This window comes from Scytonema sp. PRP1, assembly GCF_036697665.2.
Taxonomy (GTDB): Bacteria; Cyanobacteriota; Cyanobacteriia; order Cyanobacteriales; family Nostocaceae; genus Kalymmatonema; species Kalymmatonema gypsitolerans.
On sequence record NZ_JBAHYJ020000104.1, the window covers coordinates 159,528 to 177,655 of the forward strand.

Consider the following 18,128-nt stretch of genomic DNA (forward strand, 5'->3'; position numbering starts at 1 on the left):
GGATGAAGAGAATTAACACAAATACCTATTATCTCATATTAATGCGTGCTTTTTCAACTAATTTTTTAATTTTAATGTCTAGCGAATAGCCACGACGCGACGAAACGACCATAGTCTTGACGTAGCGGTCATGCAAAGCTTGCCGCAGTTGGGTATCAGAGAAAGCTGCACCACAGTCAATTGCTAAGGGAATCAATAGCAGTATAGCAGTGGGATTACGTATGATGTTACTCAGGGCGATGGAAACGAGAAGCGCCCCAAGCCCAATTATTCCTTCTCGCTTCAAAAGAGATTGCAAATCAGGAAGTTTGCCCGCCTCGACTTCCAGCACCTTGATATCAACAGCATAACGCCCTAAACTCTGCCCTTGATTGTTATAAGGCACAATGACCCGCAAAATCACCCAAAAAATTGCGAAGACCAGTATCTGAACAACTTGGACACCGATTTGGGAACTTCCCAATAGGGAACTTACTATCCACACACAAAGGAAATCAATCCCTAATGCGATACCTCTGCGCCCAAACTCAACTTTAGGATAGTGTTTCGGGGTAACTCGTTCAATCGACATAATAAAATACGTATTTTATATAGATTTTGGAAGCTAGTTTTGTTTTCCCTCTACCTTAATTTAAATTGAATTGGGGATTGGGGATTAGGGATTAGGGATAGTCAACAGTGAACAGTGAACAGTGAACAGTACCAGCATGGTACTTGATAACTGAAAACTGGTAACTGATAACTGATAACTGTCGCCAGTCCCCAGTTCCCAGTCCCCAGTCCCCAGAGACTTTTTTATTCTAAGTTCTGACAACTGTGTTCTCTCGTTCTTTCTTGGTAAATTTTAGTAACTTTCAACAAGTTCCAAAGACTGTGCATGGTGATGATTCAAGGGGAGTTTCACTGTAAATGTTGTCCCTACTCCCACTTGGCTTTGTAAGTAGATCTGACCTTGATGCAAATCTACACACTTTTTGACTATCGACAGCCCTAGTCCCGTTCCTGGAATACTACCCACATTGCTGGCGCGATGGAAAGTTTCAAACAAACGTTGTTGGTCTTGCAATGGAATACCAATCCCAGAATCTTGGATTTGGAAAGTGGCGGTATCATCTTGACATAAGACGTTAAATACAATTTTACCGCCTTGAGGAGAATACTTGATGGCGTTGGAAAGTAAGTTAGTCAAAATGTAACGCAGCAGGTTTTCATCCACTTCAACTGAGGTCTGTTCCCCTTGAAAGCTAAAGATAATTTGGTGTTTACCATTAGCAGCCAGTTGCAAAGTTTGTGTGAGTTCGCTGCAGAAATCTTCTAAATCTAGCGGTGTCGGTTCATATTGTAGTTTGCCTGCATCACTTCTACCTAAAAATAAAATTTGATCTAATAATTGCAGCATCTGACGAATGGCAGTTTGAATTTTGCCAAAGTATTGACTTTTTTGCTGGTCACTCAGCTGATGGTTGTATGATTCGAGCAGTTCTACTGCTGTCCGAATCACAGTCATCGGATTGCGGAACTCATGAGAAACCATCGAAACAAAGTTAGATTTCATTTCGTTGAGTTCTCGTTCCTGTACCCATGCGTTGACAAGTTCTGCTTCAGCGCGTTTGCTCTCGCTAATATCCCGACCTTCGACAATCAGCAGCACTGCTTTCCCTGTTTCGTCTTTTAATGGTTTGACGGAAAAGTCAATCCACACCATCACATTATTTTCGCTGGGTAAGAGCAATTCATGGCGGACAAATTCACCATCAGCAGCTTTGGCAATAATACTTTTCAACCACTCCTGATTTGCACAAGAGAAATTCCAGCTTTCAAGTTCCCACAACGGTTTGCCAACACAATCTTGTTGTTGACTACCCCATAACTTAAGGGCAGGTTGGTTAATTTCTAGAATAATTCCCTCAAGAGTTAACAGCGCCATCGATTGGAACGTCTGTTCAAAAACTGCCCGCAAACGATGCTCACTTTCTTTGAGTTGCTTAAGAATTTGTCCGCGATCAATAGCATAGCGAATAGTACGCCGTAGTAAGTTGGGCGTGATTTGTCCCTTGATCAGATAATCTTGTGCCTTTTTTGCCACTGCTTGTAAGGCGATGTCTTCATCGTCAAACTTTGCCAATACCACAATCGGGATATTTGGTGCTGCTGCGTAAAATTCTGCTAAGGTGTTCAATCCTTTAGAATCAGGCAGAAAAAGGTCTAATAAAACTATGTCAAAGGTACTTTTGCTACAACTATCGATTGCGTCACTTAGCCGTTCAAAATGTACCACCTGCCATCTTTCCCCGCCTAAGTGCCAAAGTGTTTGCTGTAGCAATTTGGCATCACTGGCACTATCTTCTACTAAAAGAATATTAATTGATGCCGTGTCCATAAAAGAAATTTATTTTGGTGGGAACTTAACTGCTGCTAGCCAAAAATCATGAATCAACTGCCTAAATCAGCTATGAAAATCTCTTCTTCCTGTGTGTTCCACTCTCAGTTCTAATCGGAGGTTCCCTGAGATATCACTTGTCTGTCCGAAGGCATACAGTTTATTTACTAAAGGTCTATTTCAGAAATTCGAGAAAACTGCTATACGAATAAATTAATAAATATCAATCCGTTTGTTAACTTAGTAGTTAACATTTAGCTGATAAAACCTTAATATACTCTTGCTTATCCACATAAGTTGTGACAACGACCACTGGAAGTTGTGTCAACGATCACTGTTGGTAAGAGATCATGGATAATGGTGGCATAATCTTGTTGTCGTATTCATGCACCTACTCGTAACTGATAAGGACTCAAGGCGAGGCGCGAGAGTCATTGCTGAACCTCTACACAGGTTGACCTTGGCGTAGATTTGCAATATTTTTAGCACCATAAAAATGAAACGTTAGAAAGTCAGAGGCGATACTACTGCTGTCAGCAAGCGATGCAGAAGCAATTATTTTAAATTTGGTGCAACCCCTGAATACTGAACAGGATACAGAATTTGTTGATTTGTTGACAGCTAGCGATCGCATTCTGGCATCTCCCGTCACGAGTCAACTGGATTTTCCTCACTGGGACAACTCAGCGATGGATGGCTACGCAGTACGGTACGAAGATGTGCAGGGCTGTAGCGAGGAAAAGCCAGCAGTTTTAGAAATTGTTGCAGAAATTCCTGCTGGGGTGCAACCTCAATGTACAATTCAATCAGGGCAAGCAGCGCGGATTTTGACAGGTGGGGTAATGCCTGCGGGTGCGGATACAGTTGTGATGCAGGAAAGAACACGCACAGAAGAAAACTGTGTGTTCATCCTTGCTGCCCCAAAACCGCAAGAATTTGTTAGGTATCAGGGAAGTTACTACAAAGCTGGGACGCAATTACTACCAGCAGGGATTCGATTGCAACCTCCAGAAATTGCTGTCTTAGCTGCAGTTCAGTGTACGCAATTGAAAGTTTTTCGCCGCCCTCGTGTCGCTCTTTTGTCTACAGGTAATGAACTAGTCACACCTGACAAACCGTTGCAACCAGGGCAAATTGTGGATTCAAACCGATATGCCCTCTTCACTTTGGTCAAGCAGAGTGCTGCCCAACCCTTAATGTTAGGAATTGTTAAGGATGAACCAGAAGCACTCAAGGAAGCGATCGCCAACGCCATAAGTCAAGCTGATGTGGTTCTCTCTTCCGGTGGTGTCTCTGTGGGAGATTATGACTATGTTGAGCAAATTCTAGAGTCACTTGGAGGCAAAATTCACGTTCGTGCTGTTGCGACCAAACCTGGAAAACCCTTAACAGTTGCCACATTTGGCAACGATACACGTCCAGTTTTGTACTTTGGTTTGCCAGGAAACCCTGTTGCTGCTTTGGTGACATTTTGGCGGTTTGTACAAAGCGCCATCAAAAAACTTTCAGGGCTTGCAGAAAGTTGGGAACCAGCGTTTGTCAAAGCACTGGCGCGTCAGGAGTTGCGATCTGATGGTAAGCGCGAAACTTACGTTTGGGGTCAGTTGCGCCTCTTAGATGGAGTTTATGAATTTCAGCCAGCAGGTGGGCTGCAAAATTCTGGGAACTTGATTAATTTGGCTCAAACCAACGGCTTAGCTATTGTACCAGTCGGTCAGACACTTATTTCTGCGGGAGTTGAGGTGCAAGTGTTACAGGTAGGGTCTTAAGGAATTCAAAATTCACGCATTCGCTCATTCAAAAATGTAAAAGCCAATGGTAAGGTAATACAGGTATAATATTATATTCTTTTCATTAATTTATATTACATCTTTCCTATTGTTTAAAAAAAAGTTACAATAGATACAGAAATAAAACCGTTCATCTTTAATAAGCCACTGAAAAATTGATTTTTTCAGTCAGAAGGCTTGTGAAGACGGAAGTAGGGAAATATCCCCAAGGAACGCGCCTCATTTCATTCATAACCTTAGACAATCAATTTCTCAAAGAGGCGAAGCAAATGAAACTCACATATCGTGGTGTTGATTATGAACACAATCCCCTGATCCTTGAACCCACCGCTAGTGAAATCAGCGGAAACTATCGGGGTGGGACATGGAAACGCAACTACCCCAGACATATTCCTCAGACTCAACCAACTGCTGAGTTGAAGTATCGTGGTGTGTCTCATTACATCGGCGATCCAGTACAGGTGGAGTTCATGATTTTGTCCAAGCAGCATAGCGATGCAACAAGTGCTGCACAGGTTGGTAAACCAGAAAAAATGGGCGGTGAGTTAACTGAAACTCATCTCACCAATATCCGCCGTAATTTAGAACGTCGCCTGCTAGCAGCAAGAGAAAAAGGGGACCAACAACTCATTCGTTTACTAGAGGATGAGGCAAGGCAAATTGCATGATGGTTAGTTGTTAGTTGTTCCTCGTTTGCCAACAACTAACAACTAATTCTGACGATTGATCCAAATCCCTCTGAGTCCGGCTGCCCTAGCTCCGTGATAATCTTCTGTGATACTGTCACCAATATGCCATGCAGCTTCTGGTGAACAATTATGTTTTTCCAAGGCTGTGGCAAAAATTTTGCCATCAGGTTTAGCGGCACCTGCTTGGGTGGAAATGGTGATAGATTTAAAAAAGTCTCTGAGTTCCAGACTTTGCAAAACTGAGTAAATACGGGAATCGAAATTGGACAGTATCCCCAGTTCAATTCCCAACCGCCGCCAGTTGACCAAAGCTGGTAGGACATCGGGATAGATAAACCACGCCTCAGCAGTGCCGAAGTGGATGTAGAGTTCACTGAAAAAAGTAGAGAAATCGGAAAATTTATCGAGAACGCCTGCACCTTCAAAGGTGTTTTGAGCAATGTTAAACCACCAATCAAACTCGCGTTGGGGAATATCTTGTTCTTCTGCATCTGGAAATATCGGTGGTGGTGCAGCTTTAAAACTTTGGATAAATGTTTGATTCAAAGTATCGGCTGAAACTTCGACGCCAAATTCCTGCGCTATGTGACTATAAATTTCTCCCACACTGCCTTTGACTCCAAAGAGTGTGTTAACAGCATCTAAAAAGATAACTTTCGGTTTTTCCTTCATAAATTATTAGTTACTAGCTATCCGCTATCAGCGTTGACCAAAACAGCCTGAGTGCTGAGTATGTAATATTTACTCAGCACTCAGTACTGATGAAGGCTGACTGCTATTCAGACAGTGCCTGTATAATAGGGCGAGCGAGCCAGTTAAAACCAACTTTAAGTTTGTGGTCTAAGGTTGGCAGCCGATAGAGATAGGCAAGACGACGCGCTACGTATGCCAAAGAACCCTCTAGTTTAACGCCTAAACCAGTGAGGGTGGCGCTGTCTATTCCCAGTGCCATCATCTCACCTAAGAACTGATAGTGGAAGGGAAGCAGAGGACGATTGGTCAAACTTGCCCAGATGTTCCAAGCAGCATAATCTGCTTGTTGGAAAGCAGCTTGTGCTGTTGCAGGGACTTGCTGACCTTCAGCATCAAGACAATCTGCTAAATCTCCCAAGGCAAAAATTTCAGGATGGTCATGGACTTGCAGAGTTGATGTGGTGCTGATTTGACCGCGCTGGTTTTGCTTTACAGGAAGGTTTCTCACCACAGGCGATACTCGCGTTCCGACTGTCCAAATTACCAAATCGACAGGAATCGTATCTACTTGATTTTTGTACTCTAATGAGATGCTGTCTTGAGCGATCAATTCGACCTTGGTTTCTAAATCGATAAAGACACCCCGTGCTTCTAAAGCTTTGGTGGCTGCTTCTCTGTTGAAGTCTGGGGAGGTTCGCAAAATTTGGTCGGACACTTCAATCAGCCGAAATCGTCCTCTTTCCCCTAGTCTGTCTGCTAGTTTGCAAGCTAACTCTACGCCACTGTAACCAGCACCAACAATTGCTACCCTGATTTTATCTGCATCCGATTCTTCTAAAAGTCGCAGGCGTTCTTCCAAACGATATGCATCTGCGATCGCCCGGAACGGATAAGCATAAGATGTTGCCCCAGGCACAATATCCAGTGGTGTTTCACCACCCAGCCCCAACACCAAGCGGTCATAGGAAATTTCTGGTCCATCGTGTAAATGTACCCGTCGCTGATCTATATCAATTCCCGATACAGCACCTTGACAAAAACGTACACCTGTGTTATTTAAAAGTTCTTCATAGGGTGGGGCAATTTCCCAGGTTTGCAATTCCCCAGTAAGGAGTTCGTAGAGGAAGGGGGAGAAGAGAAAGCGATCGCTTTGATCCACCAGAACCATTTCGGGTTTTTGCAAAGGTTCCCAAGGAAGCTGGCTTAAGCGTAGGGCGGTGTAGAGACCACCAAAGCCTCCACCAAGGATACAAATTCTAGCAGGTTGTTCAGTCATCGGTCTATGGGAACGTCGATCCCAGCAGGGTAACTTAATATAAGTGTACTGATTTCTTTCGTTCAATTGCCATTAACCAGCAATTCCAGTACTTTCCCTCGTGCAGTTCATGTTCGCGCAAGAGCTTTATCTTAGCAAAACCACATTTTTCGTAACAGCGGATAGCACGAGTGTTCCACACCTGTGGATCTATGACAACTTTAACAGCTTGCAGTTGTTCAAAAAGATAGTTGACAACCGCTGAAATCAGTTTTGTACCAATTCCCTGGTTCCAGTATTGGGTTTCGCCTATAAATAAATCCATTGCATAGACATTATCTGTTTCTTCCAGACAATACATTTGTCTGTCGCTTTCAGGTAAGTCATTTAACGAGTAATACTGTAAGTAACCAATAGGGGTATTTTTATAGTAGAAGAGGCAGGGAATGGCTGGATCATTTCCTCTAACTATAGGCTGGTACGATTCTATAATTCTGTCTAAAGGAAAGGGATTATCTCTACCTTCATAATATTTCAATACTTTATCGTCAGTCAGCCATTTTGCCATCAACTGATAATCATGTATATCATCTTGCATAAGACGAATAGAGATTTCGTCTTTTTCAAGCAGCATATAAAATAGCAGTTTTTTTTGATGAAATCAAGTTGTTTGTGGCGACAATCACTATATATTGTAAGAAATATGCATGAAAAACTGCAAATGAGTAAAAGGCGGTTTGTACAAACTACAAATCGCCTTTAATTTAACATTTAGTTAAAAACGAATTAATAACCGCCAATGGTTATAGGTTTATTAGGATTGGCAGTTTCGTCTGCCTTGATGTGCCATTTGCCATCATCACCTTGCTTGTACTGGTTCTTGACGCTGTTCCAAGCAACTTGACGAGCACCTTCTTCACTTAATCCATCGCTGTGGGCAGCATTGAATGCCGCAACGAAAATCTGCTGGGCTTCTTGAGGTAGTTGTTCTTTTACATCTTGACCTAATTCATCTATCTTCATAAACCCACTCCGATTATTTAGACTTGGATTTATATTAAGAAGTTCAAGGCAGATTTTCCTCTTTCTGTAAGCAGAGATAAAAAATTACCATACCTTTGGCAGAGACTGAAACAGGAGAGCCAAATAATAGCACGCTTTAGCAAAAATCTTCAAATCAGCGCGGCAATAATATTGATGCTCATAGCCAAAATTGTGGTATTAAAAAAGAAGGATAATACTCCATGTACTAGAGCCAAACGCCTCATAGAACGTGATATGGTCTGCACATCTGAAACTTGGCTCGTCATGCCAATGATAAAAGAGAAATATAAGAAGTCCCAATAATCTGGTTCTTCGTCATTAGGAAAATCTAAACCACCAGCTATTTGCTCTGTATTGCTATTGCTTAGTTGATAATAAGTGTGTGCGTATAGCAGGGCGAATATAGTATGTACTAGTAACCAAGAACTGACAATCGTCATGACAGCAAGCATGACGTGTAGGCTGAGGAGAATTGTTGATAGATTTTTTTTATTATCACTGAGTAGGAACCCTATTGCCAACACGCTGGCACAAGCAGCAGCAACAATGAACGTAAAGATAGCTACACGTCCTTGATATTCGACTCGCGCAAAACGGCGCATTTTTTCTGGAGTCGCCCTGATCATTATCCACCAAGTCAAGCCTAGGAAACAGTCAGCGCCTGAGTTCCAAGCACAGAGAATGCGCAAGGGGAAACGCAGCCAAGACGGCAATAGTACTGAGACTAATGCAGCAAAGCCGATAGAAATAATCAATCGGTGCCGAGAATCAGAATTTTTGAACAATTTAGGTGCAACCCAGAAATTATGAATCGTAGTTGAACGCTACAAATTCACTTTATCATTCAAGTTTGACTACATTGAATTAACCGTCTCAAGTCCATTCCATCTTCCATCTCAGTCTTGTAATAGCTTAACTCTGTTAAAACTAACACATTGCACTATAGCAATCCTCCGCTTTGTTTGTGAGAATTCAAAGCCAGAGATCCCCGACTTCTTTAAGAAGTCGGGGATCTTGTTTCTCACGAATGATTTATGATTGCTATATTTTCAATAGAATTCTTGCAAAAGTCCTTATTTAGAATTTAGAACCATAGGTTAACACTCATGGAGTACAGATAATTCATCTGTGTCCATCTGTGTCCATCTGTGGTTTAATTTTCATTCCAATTCACTTTTGCAACAGGTTTATTCTTCCTGATGAGATGTATCGAGCTTTAGTGATTGAGAGTTATGTTCTGCGTTTTTTAAGTTGAGCAATTCGCACTTTTGGGCTGATGGGAGAGTTTTCAACCCTAACTTTGCTGTTGCATAAAGCCGACTAAACTCTTGCTCATAATGTGCGGCAACGGTAGGATTTTGTATAAACACCAAAGTTTCATCATTCAAGTAATTTCCTGAATTAGACCAGTTGTGACTACCAGTGATAATTAACATTTTATCCAAGATAGCCATTTTACTATGAACGCCGCGATCGCCTATTGAACTTGTGGGAAAACCAACAGTAGTTATTGGGTGCTTCCAAGGTTTAACTTTAATGAAGCTATTTTTCTTACCTAGTCGGGGACAAACACCCATAGCATCGTATGCTTTTGAGTAAGGTTGTCTGAAAAAATCCGGGTCTATCAACACTTTGATATCTTCAACTCCTTGATCATGTACACTACCAAGAGTGTCGCTAATCTTTTGATCTGAATAAACAAATACCGCAATATGCACGCTCTTTTTAGCTTGCTGCACATAAGAGGCAATAATTCCGTTACTGGTTGTTGCTATATCGTCTTTTGTGCTGGCTGGCGAGAAGTTAACCGTAATAGTTCCTGTACCAATTGGAATCGTTACGGGATATCTTTTTGGCTTACGAGATTTAAATAAACCCTGCCACATAGAGTTAAATTCATCAGTTAAGGTTTTGCCAAGTTCGGAGTTATCAGGAACAACAATCATATTGTTAGGATTGCCACGACTTTCAAAATTTCCAAAATCTCCATGCATATCAGATGTCGTAAAGTTGCCGCTAGATATGATAGTTGTCTTGCCATCTATAACGACAAATTTATGGTGCATGAGTCCACTACCTTTAGTTGTACCGCCAGATGTGTCATCTTTTATCTCAATCCCATTTGAACGCAACATAGCTAAAGCATCAGCAGGATATTGCTTTAATTCTTCATATGCTCGTTTATCATGCCGATTCATTCGTGCAATTTCTTCTTGTTTATATTCTGCTAAAGTTTTGTTGTACTTACTATCTATTATTACCCTCACTTTTACCCCGCGCTTATGAGCAAGGCTGAGTGCTTCAGCAACTTTGGGAAGCCTAAACTCCATGACTGCTATATCCACAGTTGAGTTTGCTTGGTTAATAGCATCAATAATTTGCTGTTCTAAGTTGTCCCCTTTGCGGATAAAATGTCGGTATGGGTCTTCGTAGGAAGACGCCGGATTTTGGTTAAAATAGACTTGAATCGCAGGGTCTTGAGGTAAAGGTTGGACAAGCTTGACTTTTGCTGAAGGTTTAAGAATGTTAACGAGAACAACACCACTGCTTAAAAGCAGCAATATGAAGATTGTTCTTCTTAAAAATTTAAAATTTTGTTGAGCAGAAGTAATAAAATTGAAAAGGAGTTTCATTAAAGAATTAGGAAGTATAGCGCATACATTTTACTCAGTTGGAAAACTGAGTTATATCTTTTCTCAGTATTCTTTTAAAGAGATGTTATAACAAGACGGGTATTACGGAAATTCATTTTATTGGCTTGCAATTACTTTAAGTAATGGCACTACATCGAAATTGTTGCTTTCGGCAGGTAATTTATTAACCGTAATTTGGACGGTTAATAGCCTCACGTAAAGATACAAAGCGTTAAAACTAACTAAGTGTTTTTCTTTAGCTGTACAAGCAGGGCAAAATATCCAACTATATATATCTATATATATAGAGATAGGTATCCACAAAGTTGTAAGAATTTGGCAGATTAACTATATAGTCTGAAGATACAAATAACCCGTTGCCCAACGTGTTCTCACCTAATAGGTTATGCAAATTTATCTAGATTACAGCGCAACTACTCCTACTCGCCCAGAAGCAATAGCCGCCATGCAAGCAGTTTTCACACAAGAGTGGGGCAACCCCTCCAGCTTGCATGAGTGGGGACAACGTGCAGCAACGGTTGTCGAACAAGCAAGAATGCAGGTTGCCCCTTTAATTAACGCACCTGATCCTGAATCTATTATTTTTACTTCTGGTGGCACTGAAGCAAACAATCTGGCAATTATGGGAGTTGCCCATTTGTATGCCAAGCCCCAACACATCATTATTTCTAACGTTGAACATTCTGCTGTTGCCGAACCAGCAAGGTTGTTAGAGTTGTGGGGCTGGCAAGTCACTCGCTTAGGAGTAGATGCTAAAGGAAGAGTCAATCCCATAGATTTAAAGGCGGCGTTGCAAGATAATACTGTGTTGGTGTCGGTCATTTACGGTCAAAGTGAAGTTGGAACATTACAACCAATTGAGGAACTAGGAAATATAGCCCGCAGTGCAGGTGTTCTATTCCATACAGATGCTGTGCAAGTGGCAGGACGGTTGCCTATAAATGTGAGAAATATTGCCGTAGATTTACTGAGCATTTCTAGTCACAAAATTTATGGGCCGCAAGGTGCTGGGGCGTTGTATGTGCGTCCTGGTGTCGAGTTGGTTCCCTTGCTGAATGGTGGGGGACAAGAAAAGCGACTGCGTTCTGGGACACAAGCAGTACCCATACTCGCTGGGTTTGGAGTAGCAGCAGAATTGGCAACTCAAGAAATGCCGACAGAAACGCCCCGGCTGATGAAGTTACGCGATCGCCTGTTTGCCCAGTTAAGAGATATTCCTGGTTTGATCCCCACAGGCGACTGCACCCACCGCCTACCTCATCATGTAAGTTTTTGCCTAGAATATGCTGATGGAGAAAAACTCAGCGGCAAAACTTTAGTGCGACAGATGAATCTAGCAGGCATTGGCATCAGTGCCGGTGCTGCCTGTCATAGTGGTAAACTGAGCCCTAGTCCCGTATTATTAGCAATGGGTTACCCAGAAAACGCTGCTTTGGGAGCTATTCGTATGACACTTGGGCGCGAGACAACAGAAGCTGACGTGGATTGGGTTGCAATGGTGTTCAGACAGATTTTGCATCGGCTATCACCTGTAGAATTGGTTGTTAGTCGTTAGTTAAAACAGTACCAGCCGCAGTGGTAACTGGTAACTGGTAACTGGTAACTGATAATGTACCCTACCCCTGACTTTTAAAATATAAAATTGCAACCGCTATCTGCGTTTATCTGCGTCGAGGGTGCGGTTAAAATCTCAATTTCAAAATTATTTAGCATGACTGAACTTCCAAACACTCTAGAAGATGCAATTGCCCAAGCCCGTGAAGCAACCAAAGCGGCACTCGCAGAAGGGTATAAACGGTTACAGATTGAAATTTTGATTCCAGAACTCAAGCCTATGCTTGTGGCAGAGCAATTTCTGCCAGTTTTTGAAGAATACGGTTCCCGACTCAAGGTTTTCTTCCCAGATGCTGGTGGCGCTGCGCTTGCTGTGCGCGACTGGGCAGATGTGCCGTTTAAAATTCTTGATATTGGTACAGGAAAATTACCTCTTGAGCGCAAAATTGAACCAGAGGATGAAATTTTCTTTCTGGTAGCCCCCACAGCGGTGGAAGTCGCAGAGGTGGAAAAGATGGCTCAATTAGTAGGCGATCGCCCGATAGTCATCTTAAACCCCCGCTTAGAAGATTTGGGGGCAGTGGGTATTGGTTATGCAGCGCGTCAATTACGTGAACGTTTCGTCAATACAATTGAATCTTGCTACTATCTCCGCCCTGTAGATGACGAGACTGCTGTATTTCGCTTTTACCCCAGAATGTGGGAAGTTTGGTTGGAAAAGAGCGGCAAGTATGAAAAGATTGCCGAATTACCGCAAAAGCCATCTGGTGACGATTTGGATTTCATCATAGCTAAGGCACAGTCTACTTCTGGCACACTGGATACACCAGCAAAAAAACCCAATGTGTTTAAGGGTTTGCAACGTTTCTTACGGGCGTTGAGGAAGTAACACTTTTACTAGCAAAAGTCAAGTAATCTCGCGTCAAACTTAACGCCAGAGGGTTAAGGACTGGTTCGGTGAATTTTTACTTGTCTTGAACAACTTCGGCAATTTTTCGCAAAACAGAGAGTTCCACTTTTAAGTCTGCTATTTTTGCCTGTGTGGTAGCCCGTTCAGTGCGACGGGCTTCACTAAGGCGCAAAGGTAAAGGTTTTGAAAATAAAAGCATGAAAATTTCATACCCTACCCGCTAAAGTTGGCTCCTAAATATTTAACTAATTCGCCTGCAATTGAGCATTTAAAGTTTTGTTAATGCGATCGCGTGTTTCTAACAAATGCGCCTTAGTGTACTCGTCGTTTGAACTCACTCCATCCAGTTTCTCATTAAGTTGTTTAAGTTTATACCAAGCTAGCGTGCGAGCATCTTCCGGAACGCGTTCTTTTCGCAAAACCATGCGAGTCAATAAGTCTACATATTGCCGCTGTAAGCCTCGACGAAGACTCGAAATGACCATCGGCTTGCCGTTTGGTTTCAGAACCTCAGTCCAAATACTGTTTTGCAATGTATCATATAATTCTGGTAAAGACAGAGATTGATCGGGTTTAGTTTTGAGTTCGATGTCCTTAAGGCGGGAAAGGCGATCGCTTGACAGCAAATCCGACAACACCGAACCCTGCATGAACAACACCCAATCATGAATTGGAAAATCCAAACGACCAGTCCGGGGAGAACTGCCCCAATGCCGCCAACGCGAAGGTGCTAATTTATTCAGCAGTTCTGGCGGGAAGCTGAGAGCATCCTCAGCAAAAACATACTTTTCTATAATCTCTAATGCCTGCCGTTGTTTTTCCACAGGCACAGGCTGAAATGGTAATTGCCCTCGGGAATCGCCAGGTTGAACTCTGTAGAAAGACTGACCACCAACATATTTTGTAATGTAGTAAATATTTTGGAAATAGTTACTGAATACCGTGCCAAATTGTTCTTTCACATCGCTAAAACTCTTGCCAGACAACAGGTCATCTTGGTTGAGACGCTGCCACATAACCCGCGCATTATCCAATTGCCAATGAGAATAAAGCAGCACATTACTGCTGTTATCCCAAGCATTGGCAGTGGGGTCAAGGTCAAACACATCTTCATCTGTGGAATAACTTAACTCAGGCTTGTCTGATTGGTTGGCAAGCTTATCCAAAAATGGTTTTTCTGTTGTGGTAGTTGCTGCTGGAATTGGTGTGTAGCCGTACTGAATCGCCCACTCATCATAAGGTCCGATCATCTTGGGAAAATAATCTCCCTGCTTAGTGCCTCGGGGTGCAAGATTTGGTGGAATATAGTCCATCACTGACGTAATCAGACCTTTGCTGCGAGTGATATCTCTATTGTTCATCTGTTCTGGACTCAGCAGAGTGCTTCCACGGAAGTTATGCCTTAACCCCAAAGTGTGTCCCACTTCATGAGCAATAATTAACCGTAAATATTGATGAATATAGTCTTTCATTTGCTCATTACTTGGCGGGACGTCTCGCAAAAGCTTCATTGCCAGTGAACCATAAGCAAATTGGTTAGCAGCTTCCATACCATAGCAAAGGTCGTACTGACCTGCCAGTTTTGATAAATTGTTGGTTAACCCGTCCATTTCCAAATTCTGCGTGGAATCGCTATTTTTTGCCTCTAATTTATTAGTGCAAAGCAGGCTGTTTTCCATCAACGCAGACAGCGGCGTCTGATTTTGTGTTTGGTTGAGTTGTACAATTTTAGGATACTCATTCTTGAGTGCGCGTATAAAGCTGCCATCTACGAGAATATCTGCATCTATAATTTCACCAGTCAAAGGGTTAACGCGGGATGGTCCCAGAGCAAAATATCCATCTACCGTATTAATCCAGCGAATTGTGTTGTAGCGTATATCTGCTGGATCCCAGGTGGCGTCATCCGGCATTTGACGCACTTGAATTGCATCCTTGAATCCTGCCTTTTCAAAAGCTTTATTCCACATCAAGACGCCTTCTTTGATAGCATCGCGATACTCTAAGGGTACTGCGTTATCAATCCAGAAGACAATGGGTTTTTTGGGTGGAGAAAGGGCAGCGCTGGGGTTTTGTTTTTCTAAATGCCAGCGATTAATGTAGCGGACAAATGGCTCTTTACGCTCGTCGTTGGATAAGTCTTGGTAGGCGGTGATAAAGTAGCCTATACGCTCATCGGCTAAACGCGATCGGTAATTGTTCTGTGGAAGTTCGGACAGACTATAATGAACGCGTAAAGTGAAGCCTCGAGGGTCTGCAAGCGCACCAAAACGGAGCTTTTCAATATTGACACGGGTGTTGGTGAAATTCAACACCGACTCGATTTCCATATTTTGGGGAAAGGCTTTCGCAGTTCCAAAATAGGATTTATCTGCGGCTGGAGCAACTCCTAAACTGAAAGATAATCCAGCCAAGTCTGTTAGCAGCACGTCGCCCAAGTCGATGAGAATTGTTTTGCGTTCTGGATGTATGCTTTTAATGGTAACTGAGTAGAGAACTGAGTCACTAAAAGAGCGGGCGAGCGATCGCTGTTGTGGATCTCCTTCACGGGTGCGAAAATTGACATTGCGAACCACAAATTGCAATTTGTTATTCACCCGTTGTAAGTAAAACAAAAAATCCTGCAACGGCATCCCACTATAAATTCCAGCTTCGCCAATGCCAGATTCTAACGTTGCTGTAGCTAAATAATTTTTATTAAGCTGTTCCGGCTTAATTTCTAGATAAATTTTATTCTTTTCCTTATCTCGGTACAGGGTAAACAGTCCCTGTAGTATTTCAGTATCTTTTACGACTTTATCAAACTGCTCTAATTCGTCCTTTTTTGCTGGTTTCGGGGTGACATCAGTTTTTTCATCCGGCTTAGCGGGCTTATCTAAGCTGTTCTGTACTTGCAAAAATGGTTGCTGTTCAGCTTTTTTAGTATCTTTAACTACCCACATAAAAGATTGACGCTGTGCTTGTTGCTTCCCATCAATCACCCAGACTTGCTGTGGTGGTAACCCCAGTTTCTGGAAGTTTGTAGCGTTCAGTATTCCAGACTGAGAGGATTTCCATGACGCGGAGGAGATGGGGCGAGAAGGAGATGAGGAGCCAGCGCCCCTTCGGGGTTTGCCAGTCGCCTGCGGAGGGAAACCCTCCTGCAGCGCTGGCTCACCGTGCGGGGGTTCCCCCCGTTGAGGCGACTGGCGTGGGGATGAGGGGGATAAGGGGGTGAGTCCGGGAGACATTTTCTCTTTGTCTGCTTGTCCCCAAGTCTTTTTGTCTCCTTGTCTCCTTATACCCGTGTCAACCGTATTCACAGCCTGTGTGCCGCTAGAAGCTGGTATACCTAAAAATAAACAATGCAACACAATAACACAACTAGTAAATCTTCTCATCTCATCCGTCCCCGGTCTTAATTTCTATTTTATTTCCAATATCTGTGTAACAAAGCTGCCTCATACTCTCTTTAACTAAGTGGTAATATCTGTAAACACTCTTTACCGCTTAATGACAAGCAGTCACCTTTCTCAGTCAGTTGTCGATACGATTTTTCAGCTTTGTTGTAGTCTCTTACAGTGGAGTTTTCCCAACAATTGCTTCTTTAGCACAGACTTCGTATTATCTTTACATCTGTCTCGGAAAGAAGTAGAGAAGTTAGTATAACAACTGAAATAAAAACAGGAGGTTACTGACAAACGAAAAACTTTTTAAGCAGACATTTTTTGCCCAAAGGCATAGCCTAATACAGAGGAGATACAGAGGAGCTTTCCGCCCTTAATCTGCTTACCAATAGTCTGCATTATTACGTCATCTTCATCAAATATGGTACTAAGTCCTACGATTTTCTCCAGTGCCTGAAACTCTATTAGGCAAGCAAATTTTTTCATCTCGGCTTTAGTTCATCAGCAGGTGCATAGTATTAAATATGACAATTATGTCACATTTCTCTCAAATTTGTCAGCTTTTGAGAACTTGTGTGAAGGGGCATTGGTTCAAAGAGATGTTAAAGAAAACATTTCTTAGCTCCCTTGCAGTTTCGCCTTTAAGAAAAATTCATAATAAGCAGGGCAAAAGAGTTGAGTGTTCCCGAGGCAATTCACGAGAATTTATATTTCAGGAGAGAGTACAAAAAAGTTTGCAAAAATGGACAAAATCGAGGAGCAGTTTAACCAAAAATAAAGGCGATCGCCAACTCTATGAAGAGATTTACGAGATACTGGGTGGTGGTATCCTAAAACCCGAAATTTTAGCACAAGTCATGAGAAGGCTCATGGCTAATAATCAATTTCAACCAGTGCAGTTATTTCAACGGTTAGAAGATTTTTATCAACGTTGGTGTGATGGGGAATTTATTGACTCCACCGCAGAACTTACCTTTGAAAAAAAAGCGGAAGAATTGCAAAAACAAGAAATTAAGCTGGGTCAGCGCCAAGTAGATATTTATGCTGGTTTGAATGTGATGATTTTGCTTTTGGAGTTGCATCGATATGCTCAAGAGCGAGATGATCTCAAACAACAAATTCACTTCTATCCATCTGGTCAAAGGGATAAAGACCATTTTTTTACATCTCAACTGCTTCGCATTATCAACTACAGCGATTCTATTAAGTTGGAAATTTTAATAATGTAGTTGGGCAATTTCTCACAAGGGGCAACTTTAGCGGTGCATACCTTGGTGATGCCAACTTGACGGGTGTCAACTTTAGCCGTGCCAACCTCAGTAGCGCATACCTGGGTGATGCCAACCTCACGGGTACCAACTTAAGTGGTGCTAACCTCAGCACTGCTAACCTCGGTGATGCTAACCTCAGCGGTGCTAACCTCAGCACTGCTAACCTCAAGCGTACCGACCTCAGCAGTACCAATTTGTGTGGTGCTAACCTGAGTGGTGCCAACCTCAGCCATGCTAACCTCAGTAGTGCTGACCTCAGCAGTGCTGACCTCAGCAATGTTGACCTCAGAGGTGCCAACCTGACAAGCGCTAACCTCAGAGATGCTGAACTTTCTCGTGCCAATCTCACTGACGCCATCTTCTTTGGTGCTAACCTCAGTGATGCACACCTCAACAGCGTAGACCTCAGTCATGCAGACCTTTGCCGCGCAGACCTCAGTGGTGCCGACCTCAGTGGTGCTATCCTCAAAGGTACTAACCTGAGCGATACAATTCTGTTTAC

At 42.6% G+C, this 18,128-nt stretch carries 15 protein-coding genes, 1 pseudogene and 1 riboswitch; of the genes and pseudogenes, 5 read left to right on the forward strand and 11 right to left on the reverse strand.

The window, feature by feature from the left end; translation table 11 throughout:
• Positions 1-28: 28 nt before the first annotated feature.
• Both V5G28_RS27630 and V5G28_RS27635 read right to left on the reverse strand, forming a co-directional pair.
• Complete coding sequence (locus tag V5G28_RS27630; protein WP_332996519.1) at positions 29-571, reverse strand: RDD family protein; 543 nt, start codon at positions 569-571, stop codon at positions 29-31.
• A gap of 273 nt (positions 572-844) precedes the next feature.
• Complete coding sequence (locus V5G28_RS27635; RefSeq protein ID WP_332996520.1) at positions 845-2,380, reverse strand: hybrid sensor histidine kinase/response regulator; 1,536 nt, start codon at positions 2,378-2,380, stop codon at positions 845-847.
• Positions 2,381-2,907: 527 nt separating this feature from the next.
• On the opposite strand from V5G28_RS27635, the gene V5G28_RS27640 reads away from it, so the two are divergent.
• Positions 2,908-4,149, forward strand: a complete 1,242-nt coding sequence (locus V5G28_RS27640) for a molybdopterin molybdotransferase MoeA (RefSeq protein ID WP_332996554.1) — start codon at positions 2,908-2,910, stop codon at positions 4,147-4,149.
• A 146-nt stretch (positions 4,150-4,295) separates the two neighbouring features.
• A riboswitch (Glutamine riboswitch) is annotated at positions 4,296-4,389 on the forward strand.
• A gap of 50 nt (positions 4,390-4,439) precedes the next feature.
• Positions 4,440-4,838, forward strand: a complete 399-nt coding sequence (gene pirA / locus V5G28_RS27645) for an arginine synthesis PII-interacting regulator PirA (RefSeq protein WP_332996556.1) — start codon at positions 4,440-4,442, stop codon at positions 4,836-4,838.
• Positions 4,839-4,880: 42 nt separating this feature from the next.
• On the opposite strand, the gene V5G28_RS27650 is transcribed toward pirA, so the two are convergent.
• The 6 genes from V5G28_RS27650 to V5G28_RS27675 form a co-directional block, all read right to left on the reverse strand.
• Entirely contained in the window at positions 4,881-5,531 is a 651-nt protein-coding gene (locus V5G28_RS27650) for an HAD-IA family hydrolase (protein WP_096562956.1), read from the reverse strand.
• Between the two features lie 103 nt (positions 5,532-5,634).
• A complete protein-coding gene (locus V5G28_RS27655) occupies positions 5,635-6,828 on the reverse strand; it encodes an NAD(P)/FAD-dependent oxidoreductase (protein WP_332996524.1) in 1,194 nt (397 codons plus the stop codon).
• 34 nt (positions 6,829-6,862) lie between these two features.
• On the reverse strand, positions 6,863-7,441 hold the full coding sequence (locus tag V5G28_RS27660) for a GNAT family N-acetyltransferase (RefSeq protein ID WP_332996526.1): 579 nt from the start codon (positions 7,439-7,441) through the stop codon (positions 6,863-6,865).
• Positions 7,442-7,593: 152 nt separating this feature from the next.
• Positions 7,594-7,830 carry a ChaB family protein gene (locus V5G28_RS27665; RefSeq protein WP_073634025.1) on the reverse strand — a complete coding sequence of 79 codons (237 nt, stop codon included), beginning with the start codon at positions 7,828-7,830 and terminating at the stop codon, positions 7,594-7,596.
• Between the two features lie 149 nt (positions 7,831-7,979).
• Complete coding sequence (locus V5G28_RS27670; protein WP_336231382.1) at positions 7,980-8,606, reverse strand: DUF1345 domain-containing protein; 627 nt, start codon at positions 8,604-8,606, stop codon at positions 7,980-7,982.
• A 432-nt stretch (positions 8,607-9,038) separates the two neighbouring features.
• The gene (locus V5G28_RS27675) at positions 9,039-10,412 is read right to left on the reverse strand and encodes a phospholipase D-like domain-containing protein (protein ID WP_332996531.1); all 1,374 of its coding nucleotides are present in this window, start codon (positions 10,410-10,412) and stop codon (positions 9,039-9,041) included.
• Between the two features lie 478 nt (positions 10,413-10,890).
• On the opposite strand from V5G28_RS27675, the gene V5G28_RS27680 reads away from it, so the two are divergent.
• Positions 10,891-12,060, forward strand: a complete 1,170-nt coding sequence (locus V5G28_RS27680) for a cysteine desulfurase family protein (protein ID WP_332996533.1) — start codon at positions 10,891-10,893, stop codon at positions 12,058-12,060.
• Between the two features lie 156 nt (positions 12,061-12,216).
• The gene (locus V5G28_RS27685; RefSeq protein ID WP_332996535.1) at positions 12,217-12,948 is read left to right on the forward strand and encodes a DUF1995 family protein; all 732 of its coding nucleotides are present in this window, start codon (positions 12,217-12,219) and stop codon (positions 12,946-12,948) included.
• 76 nt (positions 12,949-13,024) lie between these two features.
• Here V5G28_RS27685 and V5G28_RS27690 read toward each other — a convergent pair whose 3' ends face one another.
• From V5G28_RS27690 to V5G28_RS27700, 3 genes are all read right to left on the reverse strand, one after another.
• Complete coding sequence (locus V5G28_RS27690) at positions 13,025-13,168, reverse strand: hypothetical protein (RefSeq protein WP_332996537.1); 144 nt, start codon at positions 13,166-13,168, stop codon at positions 13,025-13,027.
• 46 nt (positions 13,169-13,214) lie between these two features.
• Positions 13,215-16,349, reverse strand: coding sequence for a zinc-dependent metalloprotease (locus V5G28_RS27695; protein WP_332996539.1), 3,135 nt, complete (start codon positions 16,347-16,349; stop codon positions 13,215-13,217).
• A gap of 312 nt (positions 16,350-16,661) precedes the next feature.
• Positions 16,662-16,841, reverse strand: a complete 180-nt coding sequence (locus V5G28_RS27700) for a hypothetical protein (RefSeq protein WP_332996541.1) — start codon at positions 16,839-16,841, stop codon at positions 16,662-16,664.
• Positions 16,842-16,954: 113 nt separating this feature from the next.
• Here V5G28_RS27700 and V5G28_RS27705 point away from each other — a divergent pair.
• Positions 16,955-18,128, forward strand: a pseudogene (locus V5G28_RS27705) (pentapeptide repeat-containing protein); the annotation flags it as partial.